Annotated in this window: 18 protein-coding genes; 12 read left to right on the top strand and 6 right to left on the bottom strand. The window is 33.9% G+C overall.

The features are described 5' to 3' along the window. Positions 1-56: 56 nt before the first annotated feature. From FDM27_RS11830 to FDM27_RS11785, 10 genes are all read left to right on the top strand, one after another. Positions 57-1,169, top strand: coding sequence for an SRPBCC family protein (locus tag FDM27_RS11830; RefSeq protein WP_071183482.1), 1,113 nt, complete (start codon positions 57-59; stop codon positions 1,167-1,169). A 61-nt stretch (positions 1,170-1,230) separates the two neighbouring features. Next, the gene (locus tag FDM27_RS11825) at positions 1,231-1,773 is read left to right on the top strand and encodes an RNA polymerase sigma factor (RefSeq protein WP_140486724.1); all 543 of its coding nucleotides are present in this window, start codon (positions 1,231-1,233) and stop codon (positions 1,771-1,773) included. Positions 1,774-1,806: 33 nt separating this feature from the next. After that, entirely contained in the window at positions 1,807-2,226 is a 420-nt protein-coding gene (locus FDM27_RS11820) for a hypothetical protein (protein WP_140486722.1), read from the top strand. Between the two features lie 19 nt (positions 2,227-2,245). Further along, complete coding sequence (locus FDM27_RS11815; protein WP_140486720.1) at positions 2,246-2,698, top strand: sensor of ECF-type sigma factor; 453 nt, start codon at positions 2,246-2,248, stop codon at positions 2,696-2,698. A gap of 180 nt (positions 2,699-2,878) precedes the next feature. Further along, positions 2,879-4,276 carry a hypothetical protein gene (locus tag FDM27_RS11810; protein WP_140486718.1) on the top strand — a complete coding sequence of 466 codons (1,398 nt, stop codon included), beginning with the start codon at positions 2,879-2,881 and terminating at the stop codon, positions 4,274-4,276. A gap of 118 nt (positions 4,277-4,394) precedes the next feature. After that, entirely contained in the window at positions 4,395-6,371 is a 1,977-nt protein-coding gene (locus FDM27_RS11805; RefSeq protein ID WP_140486967.1) for a KUP/HAK/KT family potassium transporter, read from the top strand. A 247-nt stretch (positions 6,372-6,618) separates the two neighbouring features. After that, on the top strand, positions 6,619-7,293 hold the full coding sequence (locus FDM27_RS11800) for a TIGR02117 family protein (protein WP_140486715.1): 675 nt from the start codon (positions 6,619-6,621) through the stop codon (positions 7,291-7,293). Between the two features lie 107 nt (positions 7,294-7,400). Further along, positions 7,401-8,348 (top strand): homocysteine S-methyltransferase family protein, encoded by a 948-nt coding sequence (locus tag FDM27_RS11795; RefSeq protein ID WP_140486713.1) that lies wholly within the window; start codon positions 7,401-7,403, stop codon positions 8,346-8,348. 428 nt (positions 8,349-8,776) lie between these two features. Continuing rightward, a complete protein-coding gene (locus FDM27_RS11790; protein WP_140486711.1) occupies positions 8,777-9,190 on the top strand; it encodes a hypothetical protein in 414 nt (137 codons plus the stop codon). A gap of 479 nt (positions 9,191-9,669) precedes the next feature. Then, complete coding sequence (locus FDM27_RS11785) at positions 9,670-10,587, top strand: 6-phosphogluconolactonase (protein ID WP_140486709.1); 918 nt, start codon at positions 9,670-9,672, stop codon at positions 10,585-10,587. Between the two features lie 410 nt (positions 10,588-10,997). On the opposite strand, the gene carB is transcribed toward FDM27_RS11785, so the two are convergent. Together carB and rpmH are read right to left on the bottom strand one after the other, a co-directional pair. Next, positions 10,998-13,853, bottom strand: coding sequence for a carbamoyl-phosphate synthase large subunit (gene carB / locus FDM27_RS11780; protein WP_071183490.1), 2,856 nt, complete (start codon positions 13,851-13,853; stop codon positions 10,998-11,000). A 162-nt stretch (positions 13,854-14,015) separates the two neighbouring features. After that, on the bottom strand, positions 14,016-14,177 hold the full coding sequence (rpmH, locus tag FDM27_RS11775; RefSeq protein ID WP_008464848.1) for a 50S ribosomal protein L34: 162 nt from the start codon (positions 14,175-14,177) through the stop codon (positions 14,016-14,018). Between the two features lie 167 nt (positions 14,178-14,344). Between rpmH and FDM27_RS11770 the strand changes: the two genes are divergently transcribed. After that, on the top strand, positions 14,345-14,860 hold the full coding sequence (locus tag FDM27_RS11770) for a hypothetical protein (protein WP_071183491.1): 516 nt from the start codon (positions 14,345-14,347) through the stop codon (positions 14,858-14,860). A gap of 115 nt (positions 14,861-14,975) precedes the next feature. On the opposite strand, the gene FDM27_RS11765 is transcribed toward FDM27_RS11770, so the two are convergent. After that, positions 14,976-15,668, bottom strand: a complete 693-nt coding sequence (locus FDM27_RS11765; RefSeq protein ID WP_140486694.1) for an alpha/beta hydrolase — start codon at positions 15,666-15,668, stop codon at positions 14,976-14,978. A gap of 260 nt (positions 15,669-15,928) precedes the next feature. Between FDM27_RS11765 and FDM27_RS11760 the strand changes: the two genes are divergently transcribed. Beyond that, positions 15,929-16,231 (top strand): GNAT family N-acetyltransferase, encoded by a 303-nt coding sequence (locus FDM27_RS11760; protein WP_255510523.1) that lies wholly within the window; start codon positions 15,929-15,931, stop codon positions 16,229-16,231. Between the two features lie 60 nt (positions 16,232-16,291). Here FDM27_RS11760 and FDM27_RS11755 read toward each other — a convergent pair whose 3' ends face one another. From FDM27_RS11755 to FDM27_RS11745, 3 genes are all read right to left on the bottom strand, one after another. Beyond that, entirely contained in the window at positions 16,292-17,926 is a 1,635-nt protein-coding gene (locus FDM27_RS11755) for an ABC-F family ATP-binding cassette domain-containing protein (RefSeq protein WP_140486692.1), read from the bottom strand. 192 nt (positions 17,927-18,118) lie between these two features. Further along, positions 18,119-19,294, bottom strand: a complete 1,176-nt coding sequence (locus FDM27_RS11750; RefSeq protein ID WP_140486690.1) for a GlmU family protein — start codon at positions 19,292-19,294, stop codon at positions 18,119-18,121. Between the two features lie 126 nt (positions 19,295-19,420). Then, positions 19,421-19,672, bottom strand: a complete 252-nt coding sequence (locus tag FDM27_RS11745; RefSeq protein WP_026714974.1) for a type B 50S ribosomal protein L31 — start codon at positions 19,670-19,672, stop codon at positions 19,421-19,423. Between the last annotated feature and the right edge of the window lie 111 nt (positions 19,673-19,783).

The following is a 19,783-nucleotide window of genomic DNA, read 5'->3' as shown; positions in this document are numbered from 1 at the left end:
TAGCTTCGGATATTGATAAAATTTCTAACTTTACAACAGAAAATAATCAATTTATTATGAGAATTTTAAAATATATCTTTCTTCTGTTTTTACTTAGTTTAGTCGCATCATCTATATTCGTTGCTACACAAAAAGGGGATTTCCTTGTAGAAAGAAGTAAGATTATTAATTCTCCTAAAACATCCGTTTATAATTATGTTAATGATTATAGAAACTGGAGTGATTTTGGTTCATGGACATCCGAAGATCCGGAAATAAAAATAAACTACCCACAAAATACTATTGGCAAGGGAGCTTCTTTTAACTGGGAAGGAAAAGACGGTGTTGGAGAAATGCGTACTATCAGAGTACTAGAAAATGACAGCATCGTACAAAGCATGAAATTTGAAGGGACTCATTCGACTGTTTACTGGAATTTTAAAGATACTATTGGTGGTACAAAAGTAACCTGGAAAACCAAAGGAAAAATGAGCTTTTTCTTTAAAATTTATTCTGCTTTAAATGGTGGTGCAGATAAAATTATCGGGACTATTTACGAAAAAAGTTTGGCTAATCTTGACAAAGCACTAGATTACGAAATCAATACTTTTTCGACTGTTAACAACGGTGTGGTTAAAAAACCAATTATGAACTATATTGGACAAACTTTTACCAGTGAACTAGTCAAAATAAACAAAAACTTCAAAATTGTAATTCCTAAGCTGACTACTTTTTGCGAAAAAAATAATATTGTTATCAACGGAAAACCTTTTATCCTTTACCACACTTATGATACAGCAAAAGGGCTTGCTAAAATTACAATTGGTATAAGTATTAAAGACGCTATATTTTTAAGTGCAGGAAGTGATATTGTAGCTGGAAAACTGGATGCATTTGAAGCTGCTAAAACCAGTTTAACAGGAGACTATTCGCACTTAAAAACAGCTTATGCTAAAACAGAAAATTATCTGAATCAGAATAAATTAACTCCAAATCCTGTTTTTTCACATTTAGAAATTTATGCTTCGGGGAAAAACGAAATCAAAAACCCATCCAAATGGCTTACTGAAGTTTATATCCCTATTGTACCAAAAGTAATTCCTCCGGTGCAAACTTACAAGCCAGCTGAAACAAACGAAATTCCTCCGGTAGAATCTCACCCAAAACCGGAAGAAGAATCTGAATTTTAAAAAATCTTTTTTTACTAATTAAACCTTATGGTAACTTATTGTATCTAACCCAATAAAAAACTTGCTGGACGAAAAGGAATTCATACAACAATTGTTAAACCCGAAAACGCAAAATGATGCTTTTCAAAAATTGTTGCATACCTATCAAAAACCTTTGTATAATCATATTCGAAACATCGTTTTAGATCATGATGATGCCGCCGACGTTTTACAAAACACTTTTATCAAAGTTTTTCAAAATCTTAAAAACTTTAAAGGCGAAAGCAAATTATTTTCCTGGATGTACCGCATTGCTACTAATGAAGCTTTGACTTTTTTAAATCAAAAAGCCAAAAAAAGCGGAATTTCGTCCGAAACATTACAAAACAAGGCAATCGACAATCTTAAAGCAGATGTCTATTTTGATGGAAACGACATCCAGATTGCGTTGCACAAAGCCATTGCAACACTTCCAGAAAAACAACAATTAGTATTTAAAATGAAATATTTTGAAGAATTAAAATACGAAGAAATCTCAGAGATTCTGGGGACATCAGTGGGCGCGCTAAAAGCCTCTTACCACCATGCAGTAAAAAAAATCGAAGCACTTTTAACCACAAATTAAACCTTTTCAATTTAATTTAGTCAAATAGCTATCATGAAAGAATTCAAATTAAATACCAACCCTAAAATCGAGTCAGGATTCAAAGCACCGGATGATTTTTTCGAAAATTTCTCGGCAAATCTACTCGAACAATTGCCTAAAAACGAACCCAAAACCATCTCGCTGTTTCAAAGAAAGAAAACAATTATTATGATGGTTGCCGCTGTTTTTGTTTTAGCTTTAGCAATACCAACACTTATAAATAATGCGAGCCGTTCCAATGAAATTGATACGGTAACTTTAGAAAATTACTTAAGTTATCAGTCTAATGTAAATCAATATGATTTAATTAACGAACTGGACGAAGAAGATATTAACAACATTAACACCACTACAAATATTGTTTTAGAAGACAATACTATTGAGGAAATCTTAATAAACAACAACAATTTAGAACATTATATTATTGAATAATACTATAAAAATGCAGAAGATGAGTTTCAAAAAAATTTTACCACTACTATTATTATTTTCTTTAAGCTTCTATGCTCAGGAAAATTTCAACGATAAAAAGGAACAAATTAAATCCTTAAAAGTTGCTTTTTTAACTACTGAACTCAATCTGAGTTCTCAGGAGTCAGAAAAATTCTGGCCTCTTTACAATGCTTATGACAACAAACAATTTGAAATAAGACATCAAAAAATGAAAACCTATAAGCATAAATTCAGTGATGATGCACTCAGCAAAATGAGTGAAAAAGATGCTGCTTTGCTGCTTTCGCAAATGGAAGCCACCGACGAGGAATTATTTTTATTGCGAAAAAAATTCAGCAAGAGTCTAAGAGCTATTTTACCGGCAACAAAAATCATTAAATTAAAAAAAGCCGAAGACGATTTTAATCGAAAATTACTCCAACAATACGGAGACAGATCAAAAAGAAGATAAAACATTAAAAAATACAGCAAAAGCCGTCTTGTTTAAAAAAAAACGAGACGGCTTTTTCATTGATACTATAAGCTTAATTTATGCGTTATTATAGCGCATCTTTCAAATACAAAAGCACTTCAAATTAATTGGCACAGTAATTGGATATTGCAAATTATCAAATGTAAAAATACAGTCGCCATGAAAAATAAAATAATATTCTTAAGCCTTATAGCTTCTTTTTTTAGCATACAAACAGAAGCTCAAAGAAGCTCAGTAAACGCAATGAGTAACGAAATTAGCGACAACCTCGATTTAAGAGCGGTTGCATCTATTTTTGGAGACTCCAGAAATCTGGAAGATTTTGAAAGACGTTTAAACGACCCTGAACTACAAATTTCTAATTTAGACTTAAATAATGATAATGAAGTCGATTACTTGCGTGTAATAGAATCAGTAGAATACAATACCCACGTAGTAATTATTCAATCGGTTTTAGATCGCGATGTTTATCAGGACGTAGCAACAATCGATATTGAAAGAAACAACAATAGTGTACAAGTACAATTTATTGGTAACGAATATATGTATGGACCTAATTACATTTACGAACCCGTTTATTATACTACACCATTAATTTATGCTTCTTTCTGGGCTAGTAATTATCGTCCTTATGTATCTAACTGGTATTGGAATTACTATCCGTCATACTACTATTCCTGGAGACCCTATCCTATATATAGATACAGAAACAATATTAATTTATGTGTAAATTTTAACAACTATTACAATTATGTAAGCTATAGAAGAAGTAATATTGCCATTTCTCTTTACAACACCAGACGTTCCTATGCTTATGAAAGACGTTATCCAAACTATGCTTTTTCAAGAAGATACAGCAATTATACTAATCGTTACGAATTAGATCAAAGAAGAGGTTCCAGATATAGTAACAACTATTCAAATAGCAGGAATTCAACCGGAAGACAATACAATGCTCCGCAAAGAAGAGAAACATCAAGAGATTATACTCAAAACAGAACTAACAGCAGTACAGCCAGACAAAACACAACAAGAGACTATAATGATAACCGATTAGCCGCTTCCAGACAAAACAACAACTCTAGAAATTACAATAGTAATAACAATAGCAATTATTCGAGAGAGAATAAAGTGCAAACTGAACCTAATAGAACATACAATAGTAATAGTAATAGTAATAGTAATAGTAATTATTCGAGAGGAAATAAAGCACAAACAGAATCGAATAAAACATACAATAACAATAGTAATAACAATTATTCTAGAGGAAACTCAGCTCAAGGCGGATCTGGCAGAACATACAATCAAAACAACTCAGAAAATTCAAGACAAAACGCATCATCACAGCAAAATCCGTCAACAAGATCGTATGCTCCCAGACAAGAAAGCAGCTCACAAAGAGCAGCACAAAGTACAAGAGATAACAGTCAAAGCAGAGGGACATATTCAAGACCAAGCACTCCGGCTGCTGCCCCACAAAGAGCTGAATCTGGCAGAAGCAGAGGTTCTAATCAGGAAAACAACAATTCTTCCAGAAATAACAACCGAAGAATCTAACAAAATAAACTGCTATTATTAAAACACGATCAATTGGTCGTGTTTTTTTGTTTTTTAAAATAAATAAGTTTTGATTTACTTAAAAATGAGTAAATTTGATGCCTTTACCAAATTATTCATGAGCGCACACAGAACTTTACACAGCAAATTAACGCTAGGAGGCTTATTAATTACATTAGGAATTATATACGGTGATATTGGTACTTCTCCACTATACGTAATGAAAGCTATTTTAGGAACTCACACCATCAATGCCGATGAAGTTCTGGGAGGAATATCAGCTGTATTTTGGACATTAACTTTGCAAACTACCATCAAATACGTTATCATTACTTTAAATGCTGACAACCATGGTGAAGGTGGAATTTTTGCCCTGTATGCCTTAGTAAAAAAAACCAAAATCAGATGGCTCATTGTACCCGCCATCATTGGAGGTAGCGCCTTGTTAGCCGACGGAATTATAACTCCTCCCGTTTCGGTTTCTTCTGCAGTAGAAGGTATTAGAACCTATTACCCTGAAATAAACACGGTACCCATTGTTATCGGAATCTTATTTGTTCTTTTTACCATTCAACAATTCGGAACCAAACTCGTTGGTAAATTCTTTGCTCCAATGATGCTTATCTGGTTTAGTATGCTTGGTATATTAGGTATTATTCAAATAGCTAAACATCCCGAAGTATTCAAAGCCTTCAACCCATACTACGCTTATCATTTATTGACAATTCATCCCGATGGATTTTTTGTACTTGGATTTGTCTTTTTATGTACCACAGGAGCCGAAGCACTATATTCAGACATGGGACATTGCGGAAGAAAAAACATCCGTATCAGTTGGCTCTTTGTTAAATCAACCTTGGTCTTAAACTATTTTGGACAAGGAGCTTACCTTATTACTAACGAAGGAGAAACATTACAAAGTTTAGGCGGAAAAAACGGAAATCCTTTCTATTTGATAATGGACGATTGGTTTCAGCCTTTCGGAATTGTAATTGCAACAACAGCGGCAGTTATTGCTTCACAGGCTTTAATTAGTGGTTCGTTCACCTTAATAAACGAGGCCATGCGACTTAATTTTTGGCCAAAGGTAAAAATCAATTACCCAACCGAATTACAGGGACAATTGTATATTCCGTCCATCAACTGGTTGTTATTCTTAGGTTGCGTTGGAATCGTTCTGCATTTTGAAGAATCCAGCAATATGGAGCATGCTTATGGTTTAGCCATTATTTTATGTATGATCATGACCACCATTTTACTCAATTTTTATTTGATAATGAAAAGAGTAAAATTATACTTTATGGTGCCATTAATTACCATTTACCTATTAATCGAATTAAGCTTTTTAGCCGCTAATATCACTAAATTTGCCGATGGAGGTTATGTAACCTTAATTATTGCAATTGTTTTAATTTCGATAATGTCAATTTGGTTTACAGCCAAAAAAATTACTAAAAGCTACACTAAAATTGTCAAAGTTCAAGATTATATAAAAGTATTGAGCGAGTTAAGCGTAGACATGAGTATTCCTAAATATGCCACCCATTTAGTTTATATGACTAATGCCGGAAGAGTTGATGAAATAGAAGAAAAAGTAATGTACTCTATCCTTCAAAAAAGACCTAAAAGAGCCGATATCTATTGGTTTGTACACGTAAATATCCTGACCGAACCTTATAAAACGGAGTATAGAGTGACCGAAATACTTAAAGACGATATGTATCGTGTTGACTTTAATTTAGGATTTAGAGAACCTACAAAAATCAACCTGATGTTTAAAGAAGTTATTAAAGACATGGTTAAAAATGGCGAAGTAGATATTAGAAGCCGTTATGAATCACTGAACAAGAACAACATTATTGGCGACTTTAAATTTGTGCTTTCAGAGAAATTTTTATCGAATGATAACGATATAAAATGGCACGAAAACATCATCATGAATTCGTACTTCCTAATCAAGAAATTAAGTTTATCCGAAGAAAGTGCCTTTGGATTGGATAGCAGTTCGGTGAAAATAGAAAAATTCCCAATGATACTTCACACTCCGGAAAATATGGACTTAACTCGTTTAGAACCGAGAGAAATACAACTTTAGAATCAATAAAAGCTCCAATTTTGGAGCTTTTATTATATAACAATCCGTTACTGTACCAATTTTGAAAATGACACGGATGACACAGATTTAAACTGATAAAAACAAATTTTCATATAATAATCAGCAAAAATCTGTTCAATCAGTCCCGATAGCTATCGGGATTGTGACCTGTTTTTTTATTTAGTCCGCTTAGCGGACAGTCATAATTATTTAATTAAATTTGGTTAAATTTCAATCAAAAATTAACTTGAAAAATACATTTAAAATTCTTTTAAAATTAGTTTTATTCCTTTTGGGACTTATTTTACTGTACGTAATCGTAGCCTACCTCCTTTCGAAAATTACAATTGAAAAAGAAGCGGATACAAAACCGGAAGTTGAAATTTTCATCCTGACAAATGGTGTACATACCGATATTGTAATGCCTACAACAAGCGAGCAAATGGATTGGAGCCAACAAATTCAATTTAAAAACACCCAAGCGGCTGATTCCACTTACAACTATATTGCGATGGGCTGGGGAGACAAAGGTTTTTATTTAGAAACTCCCGAATGGTCTGACCTAAAAGCTTCGGTTGCACTTAAGGCAGTATCAGGATTAAGCACCACTGCTATTCATGCGACTTATTACAAACAAATGAAATTAGGCAACGACTGCAAATCAATGCGCATTAGTAAAGAACAATACCAACGCCTGATTACTTATATTACCAATAGTTTTCAAAAAGATGCTTCGGGTAATTTTATTCCAATAATAACCGATGCTAATTATGGTAAAACCGATGCTTTTTATGAAGCAAACGGAAGTTATAGCATCTTTAAAACCTGTAACAGTTGGACTAATAGCGCACTAAAAGCCTGTGGTCAAAAATGCTGTTTGTGGACAGCAACCGATTCCGGAATTTTTTCGAAATACAAGTAAAACTAAAATATAAAAAAACCAGATTCGGTAAATTTCCAACTTTGCAGCTGTGAGTATCGGTTTTTAACCACTGTATCACCAAAACGTTAATGCAAAAAATTAAGACCATGATAGATAGCAAACAACTACCACATAAAACTTCAGATTTATTTTTAACTGATGGAGGCTTGGAAACAACGCTAATTTTCTTAAAAGGCTTAAAACTTCCTTCCTTTGCTGCTTTTGATTTATTAAAGGACGAACAAGGATACAATGTATTGAAGGACTACTACAAAAGCTATTTAAATATTGCGGAGAAAATGGAAATGAATTTCATTTTAGAAAGTCCTACCTGGCGTGCCAATCCCGACTGGATAGAAACCATAGGTTATTCAAAGTCATCAATTTCAGAAATTAACAACAAAGCAATCCTGCTTATGGTTGACTTAAAAAATGAATTTAAAAACAAGATTAACAATATCCTCATTAGTGGATGTATTGGACCGCGAGGAGATGGATACAAATCTGAAAACAAAATGACAGCAGAAGAAGCTCAAAAATACCATTCAACTCAAATAGACATTCTTAGTCAAACAGCTGTTGATGTTATTTCTGCCATTACAATGAATTATGTTGAAGAAGCGATTGGCATAACGCTTGCAGCAAATGCGAACAAGCTCCCTACTGTAATTTCTTTTACCGTTGAAACCGACGGCAAACTTCCTAGCGGAATGGACTTAAAAGAAGCCATTAAACAAGTTGACAATAGTACATTGAATCCGCCAATATATTATATGATTAACTGTGCTCATCCTACACATTTTTTTCATGAGCTTCAAAAAGGCAACAAAGAGTGGACTTCCAGAATTAAGGGCATTAGAGCAAACGCCTCCTGTAAAAGTCATTCAGAATTGGATGAAGCTACCGAGCTAGATAGAGGAAATCCTCAAGAGTTAGGCATGGAGCATAAAAAATTAAAAAAGAGCTTTAAGCATTTGAATGTATTTGGGGGCTGTTGTGGAACTGATGAAGAACATATTAAGGCAATTGCAATTCAAATCAAACAAGCCGATTAATTAGCATAACACACTCCTCCAAAGGAGGGATGGTTTAAACACAAAGTTACAATCCCTTAACTTAATGGCATTACCCGAAACTTGGGGACAGACTGACAAAAGTATTGACTCTAAAAGATATCGAAAATCCTTTTTGTAGTGTAAACAAACATTTCAAAAAGGATTTTTTATTTTAAATAAATAGCGGAATTCACATTAATATTTTTACTTCGGAAGGCTTATTTTTCTGGGCGAAGCACAAAAAACGCATAAATGATCAAAAAGAATAAAGTTGTGGTTTGTAAGATTAAATTTCTATATTTGAAAAAAGAATAAAACGAAATAAAACTTCGCCAATCTACCCGATTTTGGATTTATATATGAAGGTTTGTTTCGTATATTTTTGAGTTGGGTGAGATTTTAAAGAAGAAAAACGAAAAAAAATACTTATGATTTTTTATAAAAATGTTATTTTAATATTTATTTTATTTTCTCTAACTCTAACATCTTGCGAAAGATACTATGCTTCATCTATTATAAACAATTCAAAAAACCAAATCACTGTTAATGTAAAAATTGATAATGATGCTGTTGATAAAAGACGTAAAGAGTATTTAGAAAAAGGTTATTTATTTGACAAAGAAAATCCCAATGATTATACATTCAGAATTAATCCCTCCAAATCATATGAATTTGCAGGACAAATGCATACTAGACCTGATTTTTGGGATATCAAAGAAATAGAAATTTATTCAGGAGATACATTAATTCTAAAATGTAGAAAAGATCAAATGCAAAAACTTTTTTCAACAGAAAGTCCACGAGATAGTATTCCAGACCATTTTGATTTGGTGATTAATTAGAATTGGTTTGACAGAGTTAAGCCGTTAACACCGAAATGCTTTCCGTGCCCACAACAGTGAGCAAATAATCAATAAAAACTGGACAAAATAATATACTTTGTCGAGTTAGTGGCAAAGATGCTTCCTTCGTCAGCAGGACAAGTTTGTAGGTAAAACTACTTTAAAACGTTCTTTTACACAAACCAAAACCGCCCAGTTTGTCTTTCCGACGAAGGAGGAATCTCCGCAATACTTTTCCGCACAGATGCGAAGATTTATAACTTTTAAAACAGCAATGAGTAGCTTTGTCTAGTTAGTGGCAAAGATGCTTCCTCCGTCAGCAGCACAAGTTTGTGGATAGTTGGAGTGTTAAAAAATTAATTACAACCAACTCCGCAAAGTTTCTAACTTTGCGGCTGTGAACTTAATTCATTAACAATAATCATTATAAAAGTCCATGCATACTTTATAGTAAAAAAATCAGAATAAACAATAATACAATGACAATCAACTCAAAATTTACGCGATACGAAGACAACAATAATGTATGGTTGTCTCAGAAGAGCGAACAAGAATTTAATTTTACTGATTATGGTGTTAACCCCACTGTTCTTAGTAGTGAGGCCGAAGTGGGTCAGGCAATGCTAAATGAACTTTACAGCACTGCAAAATCAAAAGAAGGTGATATTAATATTGCGCTTCTTGGCGGTAGAGGTGCTCAGGAATTGCATCGTTTGCTGGGAGAACTGGCTAAGTCATCACAACAGGACGATCTACTTGCCAGACTCAATGTTTTCACCCAGGATGCCCTTGCGCCTTTGAGCATGGATAATAGTTTTAGTTTTGTCAGGGATTTTGAACGTATTTTAGGGGATGCTTTTTTCAAAAAAATAAAAAGCTTTACCCCAATGCGAACAGATACCAAAGATATAGAGTCGGCACTCGTAGAATATTTGACAAAATTGGAAGAATTAGGTGGTTTGGATATCTTTTTTATTGGTCATGGCCCGGAAGAAAATCAAGCATCACATCTTGCTTATATTAAACCTTTCTCTGGAGCACAAAGCCATCATATTGCAGGGATAATCCCAATATCCAGTACTATTTTAGAGCACCATATTAGCAAATTTAAAGCTGGTGGAAGCCTTGTAAATGAAAGTGATGAAAAAGAATGTAGATCTGCTGAGTATATTCTCACCTTAGGCCCAGCTGCGATATTACAAGCCAAAAAGATTGTTCAATCCGTAGTCGATGCCGATTCTGCTCCTTCTAAAATTAAAACTTACGCAAATGTGCTTAATACCCAGCTGAGTTCCAATAAAGAAGAAGCAGTACTTCAATTAAATACCAATCCGGGATTATGGATAAGGCTACATCCTAATACTAAATCTTTTGTATTGCCTAATTTAGGTTTGTAATAGAGAAGATTTTAAAACACTTCATTCCTATAGTTATCGGAATGAAGCAATGACACACCAGGCGGTTTAAGTCATTGCGAGCGATAGCGACGCAATCACACTAAAACATTCCTTGTAACACGGATTTGTAATTTTACCGAGTTACTTTATGAGATTCCTCATTCTTCGGAATGACAAAACTGGCTGGGGTTTTCATTATGAAAAACAATCATACTATCTAGCCCTGATGGCAGCGGTATCTCCCGATTTAGAAAAACAAGGCATTTTTTGCCGTAGTTTTTGTTATCGGGAATATAGCGAACAGCAGGAACTTAGTTTCTTAAATAGATTGAATGTCTGCTCCAAAAATTTAAAACAAAAAAATAGGCTGTCTTTGTGGGACAGCCTATTTCTATATTTAGAATCTGAGATTATTTACTCAAATACATTTTTCTTCTAGAATACAATTCGTAGAATTGATCGTCTTTTAAGTCATCAATAAACAAGATGCTTTCTCCTGTTGATTTCATCTCAGGTCCTAAAGCTTTGTTTACGTTAGGGAATTTACTGAAAGAGAATACCGGTTGTTTGATGGCAAATCCGTTTAATTGTGGATTAAAATCAAAATCAGTTACTTTACTGTGTCCTAACATTACCTTAGTTGCATAGTTTACATAAGGCTCTCCGTAAGCTTTTGCAATAAATGGAACGGTACGAGACGCTCTTGGATTAGCTTCGATGATGTAAACCGTATCATCTTTGATAGCAAACTGGATATTGATTAAACCAACTGTTTTCAAAGCTACAGCAATTTTTTGTGTGTGATCTTTGATTTGTTGCATCACAAACTCTCCTAAGTTAAAAGGAGGCAAGGTTGCATTAGAATCTCCGGAGTGAACTCCACAAGGCTCGATATGCTCCATAATTCCGATGATGTAAACATTTCCATCAGCGTCACAAATAGCATCTGCTTCTGCTTCGATAGCTCCATCTAAATAGTGGTCTAAAAGTAATTTGTTCCCCGGAATTGTTTTTAGCAAGTTAACAACGTGCTCTTCTAATTCTTGTTTGTTGATTACAATTTTCATTCCCTGACCACCCAATACATAAGAAGGACGAATCAATAATGGGAAATCCAATTGGTCTGCTAAAGCCGAAGCTTCGTCAGCTGTTTCAGCAATTCCGAATTTAGGGAAAGGAATCTTCAAGTCGGTCAATAAGTCAGAGAAACGTCCTCTGTCTTCAGCTAAATCCAGTGCATCAAAACTAGTTCCGATGATTTTCACACCGTATTTAGACAATTTCTCAGCTAATTTCAAAGCTGTTTGACCTCCCAACTGAACGATAACACCTTCCGGTTTTTCGTGTTGGATAATGTCGTAAATATGTTCCCAGAATACTGGTTCAAAGTATAATTTATCAGCTGTATCAAAGTCAGTCGAAACCGTTTCAGGGTTACAGTTAATCATGATAGTTTCGTAACCACATTCTTTAGAAGCCAAAACTCCGTGTACACAAGAGTAATCAAACTCAATGCCTTGTCCGATACGGTTTGGTCCTGAACCTAAAACAATGATTTTCTTTTTATCAGTTACTACACTTTCATTATCTACATAACGAGTTCCGTCTGCTTTTTCAATCTCAGCTTCAAAAGTTGAATAATAGTATGGTGTTTTTGCTTTAAACTCAGCCGCACAGGTATCAACCAGTTTGAATACACGGCTAATGTTCATGGTCATACGTAAAGCGTGAACTTCGCTTTCCATACATCCCATCATGTGCGCAATTTGTCTGTCGGCAAAACCTTTTTGTTTCGCTTCAAGCAACAATTCTTTTGGCAAAGTTGCAACTGTATATTTAGCAATTTCTTTCTCAAGTGTATGTAATTCTTCGTATTGTTTCAAGAACCACATATCGATTTTAGTAATTTCGTGGATACGGCTCAACGGAATTCCCATTGCGATAGCATCATAAATTACAAAAACACGATCCCAACTTGCATAAGTTAGTTTTTCAATGATTTGTTCGTAATTAGTATATCCTTTTCCGTCAGCTCCTAAACCATTTCTTTTGATTTCCAATGATTGAGTGGCTTTGTGTAAAGCTTCCTGGAACGAACGTCCAATACCCATTACCTCACCTACTGATTTCATTTGAAGTCCTAAAGTTCTGTCAGAACCTTCAAATTTATCAAAGTTCCAACGTGGTATTTTTACAATTACATAATCCAATGTTGGCTCGAATAAAGCCGAAGTAGATTTTGTAATTTGGTTTTGTAACTCGTCTAAGTTATACCCTAAAGCTAATTTAGATGCAATTTTTGCAATTGGATAACCTGTTGCTTTAGAAGCTAAAGCTGATGAACGAGATACACGAGGGTTGATTTCGATAGCTACGATATCTTCTTTTTCGTCAGGAGAAACCGCAAACTGTACATTACATCCTCCGGCAAAATTTCCAATACTACGCATCATCAGGATAGCGTAATCACGTAATTTTTGGAAAGTAGTATCCGACAATGTCATCGCTGGCGCTACTGTAATCGAATCACCAGTATGAATTCCCATTGGATCCATATTTTCGATAGAACAGATAATTACAACATTATCATTCTTATCTCTTAAAAGTTCTAATTCATATTCTTTCCATCCCATCAAAGCTTTGTCAATCAAAACTTCGTGAATTGGCGATGCTTCAAGTCCTGCAGTCAACAATCTATCAAAGTCTTCTGGCTTGTAAACGATAGAAGCTCCTGTTCCTCCAAGCGTAAACGAAGGACGGATTACTAATGGAAAACCAAATTCCTGAGCAATTTCTTTTCCTCTTAAATAAGAAGTACAAATTTCAGCAGGAGCTGTAGGTACACCTATTTTCTTTAAAAGGTCTTTAAACTGATCTCTGTCTTCAGTAATATTAATGGCATTAACATCAACCCCAATCAATCTTACCCCAAAATCATCCCAAATTCCTTTTTCCTGAGCCTCTAAACACAAGTTAAGAGCTGTTTGTCCTCCCATTGTAGGCAATACAGCATCAATTTGCGGATGCTCTTTCAGGATTTCAATGATCGATTTTGTAGTTAAAGGCTTCAAATAAATATGATCCGCCATAGAAGGGTCGGTCATAATTGTAGCAGGGTTCGAATTAATAAGGATAACCTCAATTCCTTCTTCACGAATAGAACGTGCTGATTGTGATCCTGCGTAATCAAATTCGCAAGCTTGACCAATAACGATAGGACCTGAACCTATAATTAAAACTGATTTTATTGAAGTGTCTTTTGGCATTATGATGTAATTATTGTTTTTTCAAGTTTTTTATTTCTCAATACTATCCGTTTAAAATGACGCAACTCACTATAAATCTTAAGTTTGAGTTTTATTTTCGACAAGGTATAAAAAAGGGCGGTACTAAAAAAAGTAACGCCCTTATTTATGTTTATACAAACATTATTTTTTGTGTCTAGGCTCGCTAGAAACAGTTAATTTATGTCTTCCTTTAGCTCTTCTACGCGCAAGAACTTTTCTTCCATTAGCAGAAGCCATTCTGTCCATAAATCCGTGTTTATTTCTTCTTTTTCTTTTCGATGGTTGAAACGTTCTTTTGCTCATTGCTTTGTATCTTTAAAACTTATTTATATGTATCTTTTTATTTTCAAATAGTGGTTATTCCAAAACCGAGTGCAAATATACAAAGACTTTTTTTTCTGGCAAGAAGTTTTATAAAAATATTTTTAATTCCTTTTACTATATTTGCAAACACAAATTATATACCCATCATGTTAAACAAGAATATCAAACTTATTATTGCCGGACTTATCGTAATTACTAGTATTTGGCAATTCACAGAGAATAATATCGGAAACGGAATCTTCTTACTATTACTAACTGCAATCCCGGTTTTTCTTTATTATAGAAACGAATTCATCTTACTGGCTTTCTTAAAACTAAGAAAACAAGATTTTGAAGGTGCTCAAAAATGGCTTTCTCATATTAAAAATCCTGAATCGGCATTAATAAGAAAGCAACAAGGATACTTCAACTATCTTCACGGAATTATGCTTTCGCAAACAAATATCAATCAGTCTGAAAAATATTTCAAGAAAGCTATCGAACTAGGATTGTCTATGGATATGGATTTGGCTGTAGCCAAATTAAATCTTGCAGGAATCGCCTTGTCTCGCCGCAGAAAATTAGAAGCAACTAATTTGATTAGCGAAGTTAAAAAGCTGGACAAACAAAATATGTTGAAAGATCAAATCAACATGATGAAAGAACAAATGAAGAAAATCTAATTTTTTCTGAAACAACAATATCAAAATCCCAAATTCTAAGAGTTTGGGATTTTTTTTTTACAAAGAAGGAAGCAATCTGATTAAAATTTCTCTCTAAAAACTGAAATTTGGAATTTTATCCCGAAACTTCAGGATTGGAATTTTTAAAACTACTCCCTAAAATAATATCAGATAAGTGAGTATTAAACCAACGGTATTTGGTAAAAATCATCACATGAGTCCCTCCTTCTACAACAATACATTTCTCTATATTCTTAATAGGAAACATCCAGTCTTTATCACCATGAATGTGAATCACGCGCTCATCAGCCACTGTACAGTTCCAAAGCACTACTTTTTCAATCGCCCATTCTAAATAATTCACATCCCGAACCGACAAAAAAGTATCGTACAATTGCATTCTGTGCGAGAATTTTTTCCCACATACCATTTGCGCTAACTTACCCAACTTTAATATCAGCCTAATGGGTATTAACTTATAAATCAAAGTTGATTTAGCCAATTTTATTCGTTTTGGAAATTCAAACTTCGATTTCACGCTCGAAATAACAATTATTTTTTTAGCCCGAATGTATTTTGCCATTTCCTGCACCACAATTCCGCCAAAAGAAACTCCTATCAAAACAGGATTTTCTTCTTTTATTTTTAACGCCATTCGCTTTGCATAATCTTCCAATATTTCATTGCATTCAGGAATTTCCCATTCTAAATAAAAAACCTCAAACAGCGTTTCATCCAGTTTAATTTTTTCAAAAATCAAAGGATTTGCCGCTAATCCAGGCATGAAATACACAGGAATTTTACTCATAATTGGGTTTTAAATCTCAATTTATAAAACAACTAATTTAAAGTTTTTTACAGAGCCCGCCTAATACGAAAACACTCTTTTATCATAACGACACAAAATGAAAACACAAAACACTCTGTTTTGATTTTCAAATACTTAACTTTGCATTTCCATTTTTCATCTAAAAAATCACAATACAAATGGTTCGTTTATAAAAATTGAGTATTCACAAAAATACTCAATCTCAACCTTATTAGTCTTAATTCAAAAAAAACAAAATTATGGAACCAATTACAACAATAGAAATTAAAGACAACGCTTTTGCCAGACAATTTGAAACCACAACCGCCGAAGGACTCATAACCGTAGAATATTCTTTTCAGGAACGAAAAATATTTTTGACAAAAATAAACAGCCCTGAAGAATTTAAAAACGAAGAATTTATCGACAACCTAATCAAAACCATCTTAGACAATGCCATCGAACAACGATTAAAAGTTGTCCCTACCTACCCCAGAATAGTACAATTTTTCAAAAAGAATCCTTCTTACAAAGAATTACTTCCTCCCGGAATACGAATTTAAGTCCATAAAAAAAAGGCACAAGAATCAACTTATGCCTTTCTAAATTTATTTAGAAAAAAATTATTTTTCAATTTCTTTCATGCTATCCATTTTCTTATGTGCTAAGAAACCGGAAATATCTTCAAAATGCTCTACTACTCTTTTGTTTCCAAATTCAAAAACCTTAGTTGCTAATCCGTCAAGGAAATCACGGTCGTGAGAAACCAGAATCAGAGTTCCGTCAAAATCACGTAACGCATCTTTAATGATATCTTTGGTTTTCATATCCAGGTGATTCGAAGGCTCATCCAGAATTAATAAATTCACCGGTTCCAACAATAATTTAATCATTGCCAAACGCGTTTTTTCTCCTCCTGAAAGCACTTTTACTTTTTTAGTAATATCATCCCCCTGAAACATAAATGCTCCTAAAATATTCTTGATTTGCGTACGGATATCACCCACAGCAATAGCATCAATAGTTTCAAAAATAGTAGCATTTTCATCTAATAATGACGCTTGATTTTGAGCAAAATACCCAATTTGAGCATTATGCCCTATTTCTAAACTTCCGCCATCAATACCTATTTCTTTCATGATGGCTTTAATCATAGTCGATTTTCCTTCACCATTTTTACCTACAAAAGCTACTTTTTGCCCTCTTTCAATAACAATATTGGCATCTTTAAACACCACATGATCGCCGTAAGACTTAGATAAATCCTTAACAACAACAGGATATTGACCTGAACGGGCTGCCGGAGGAAATTTCAATCGCAAAGCCGAAGTATCTACTTCGTCCACCTGAACAATCTCTAACTTTTCTAACATTCTAACACGAGACTGAACCGCATCAGTTTTAGAGAAAGTTCCTTTAAAACGCTCGATAAAAGCACGGTTATCTGCAATCAGTTTTTGTTGCTCATCGTATGCTTTTTGTTGGTGAATTCTGCGGTCTTTACGTAATTCTAAATAATGAGAATATTTAGCCTTATAATCGTAAATTCTTCCCATCGTTACTTCAATAGTACGATTAGTAATATTATCAACAAAAGCTCTATCGTGAGAAATCACCACCACCGCCTTAGCCGAATTAATCAGGAAATCCTCTAACCACTGAATACTTTCAATATCCATGTGATTCGTTGGCTCATCCAGTAAAATCAAATCCGGTTTGCGCAATAAAATTTTAGCCAATTCAATTCGCATTCTCCATCCCCCTGAAAACTCAGATGTTTGACGTGAAAAATCCTCACTAACAAACCCCAATCCTTTCAGGATTTTTTCTACTTCAGCTTCGTAATTAATCTCTTCGATAGCATAAAATTTCTCACTTAAGTCAGAAACTCTTTCGATTAATTTCATGTACTCATCGCTTTCGTAATCAGTACGAACAGTCAATTGCTCATTGATTTCATCAATTTCAGCTTTCATACTAAAAACTTCCGAAAAAGCTTTTGAAGCTTCTTCCATCACCGTAGCCCCGTCTGTAGTCAACAAATGCTGCGGCAAATAAGCCACAACCGCATCTTTAGGAGCCGAAATACTTCCCGTTGAAGGCTTGCTGTTTCCTGCAATAATTTTCAACAAAGTTGATTTTCCCGCACCATTTTTACCCATAAGGGCAATTTTATCGTTCTCATTGATAGCAAAAGAAACATCACTAAAAAGAGTCGTTCCGCCAAACTGCACGGATATGTCGTTAATTGTAATCATTATTTAAAGTTAGAGGTTAGAAGTCAGAAGCAAGAAGTTCCAAAATTCTAAAAAAATTAAAAATGCAAAGATAGCTTAATTAAACAATTAGACAATTGTTAATTTTCCTTCCAAAACTAAAAAACCGCAAATTCGCCAATTTAAAAAATCTGCGAATCTACGGTTAAATTATTTTCAAATTTTATTATAAAACTATTCTTTTCGCCACTTTTTAGTTTCTTCAAAAACATGCTCTAAAATAGCCGCTTCTTTTTCGTCAAATTCAATATTTCTTCTTCCCATTACCAATTTAGCCGTTTCAAACGCCTTCTTAGTTATATAAGTAGAAAATCCTGCAGCTCCTCCCCATGAAAAACTAGGAACAAAATTGCGAGGAAATCCGCTTCCAAAAATATTAGAACTCACTCCTACCACAGTTCCGGTATTAAACATAGTATTGATTCCACATTTACTGTGATCCCCCATCATCAAGCCGCAAAACTGCAATCCTGTTTTAGCAAAACCTTCGGTTTCATAGCTCCACAATTTCACCTCTTCATAATTGTTTTTCAGGTTCGAATTATTACTATCAGCACCAATATTACACCATTCGCCTAAAACCGAATTCCCTAAAAAGCCTTCATGTCCTTTATTTGAATAAGCAAACAGAACTGAATTATTAATCTCTCCTCCAATTTTAGAATAAGTTCCAACTGTTGTAGCACCATAAACCTTAGCCCCCATTTTAACAACAGCACCTTCACACAAAGCAAAAGGGCCACGAATTAAAGAACCTTCCATTATCAAAGTATCTTTTCCTATATAAATAGGACCTGTTGAAGCATTTAATGTTACAAATTCCAATTGTGCTCCTTCTTCAATAAAGATATTTTCCGGCGCAATTACATTCACACTTTTAGGAATAGGCTGCGATTTTCGATCTTCGGTTAAAAACTCAAAATCTTCCCGAATGGCAGCGTCATTTTTAGAGAAAATATCCCAAGTAGCATTCAGCGTCAAACAATCATCGTTGAATTCGATAATTTCATAATTATCAAAATCGACTTCATCCTGACTGTCATTAGTATAAAAAGCAATTACTTCCTCACCTTTAAAAATAGCCTGATTGGATTCTAAATTCGAAACCATTTCCGCCAGAACTGCATTTGGAAGAAAGGAAGCATTAATCATCACATTTTCTTCTAATTCCACCATCGGATATTTAGCAGACAAATATTCCTCAGTCAAAGTAGTAATGGTTGAACCCAAATATTTTTCCCATTTTTGACGAATTGTTAAAATCCCAATCAAAATATCCGCTACCGGACGGGTAAAAGTAAATGGCAATAAAGCATTACGAACCGGTCCGTCAAAAAGTATATAATTCATACGATGTCAAATTTATTAATTGAGTTTTTTCTTAAAACCCGAGCCAAAGTTACAAAGTTTTCAAAAAGATAAAAATAAAAAAGCCTCCCAAAAGGAAGGCTTGATTTATTTAAAAACAAATTAAAATTATTTAATGTGTTTAGCATATTTAGTTTTGAATTTATCAATACGTCCTGCAGTATCGATAAGTTTAGATTTACCTGTGTAAAAAGGGTGAGAAGTTCTAGAAATCTCCATTTTTACAACTGGATATTCTACACCTTCGTGTACGATTGTTTCTTTTGTTTCTGCTGTAGATTTAGTGATAAAAACGTCGTCATTAGACATGTCTTTAAAAGCAACTAATCTGTAATTTTCTGGGTGTACACCTTTTTTCATCTTGAATCTTTTTTATTTGTTTGGTTATAACTCATTTTGAAGCTTTCCTTTTAACAGAAAAGGTATAAATCAATTATAACTTTTTATTTATATTATTTTGAGGATGCAAAA

Origin of the sequence: Flavobacterium sp. GSA192 (assembly GCF_006386525.1) — a bacterium.
Classification (GTDB): Bacteria; Bacteroidota; Bacteroidia; order Flavobacteriales; family Flavobacteriaceae; genus Flavobacterium; species Flavobacterium commune.
The sequence above is the reverse complement of the archived record's forward strand: the minus strand, read 5'-3'. Positions and strand labels throughout refer to the sequence as shown.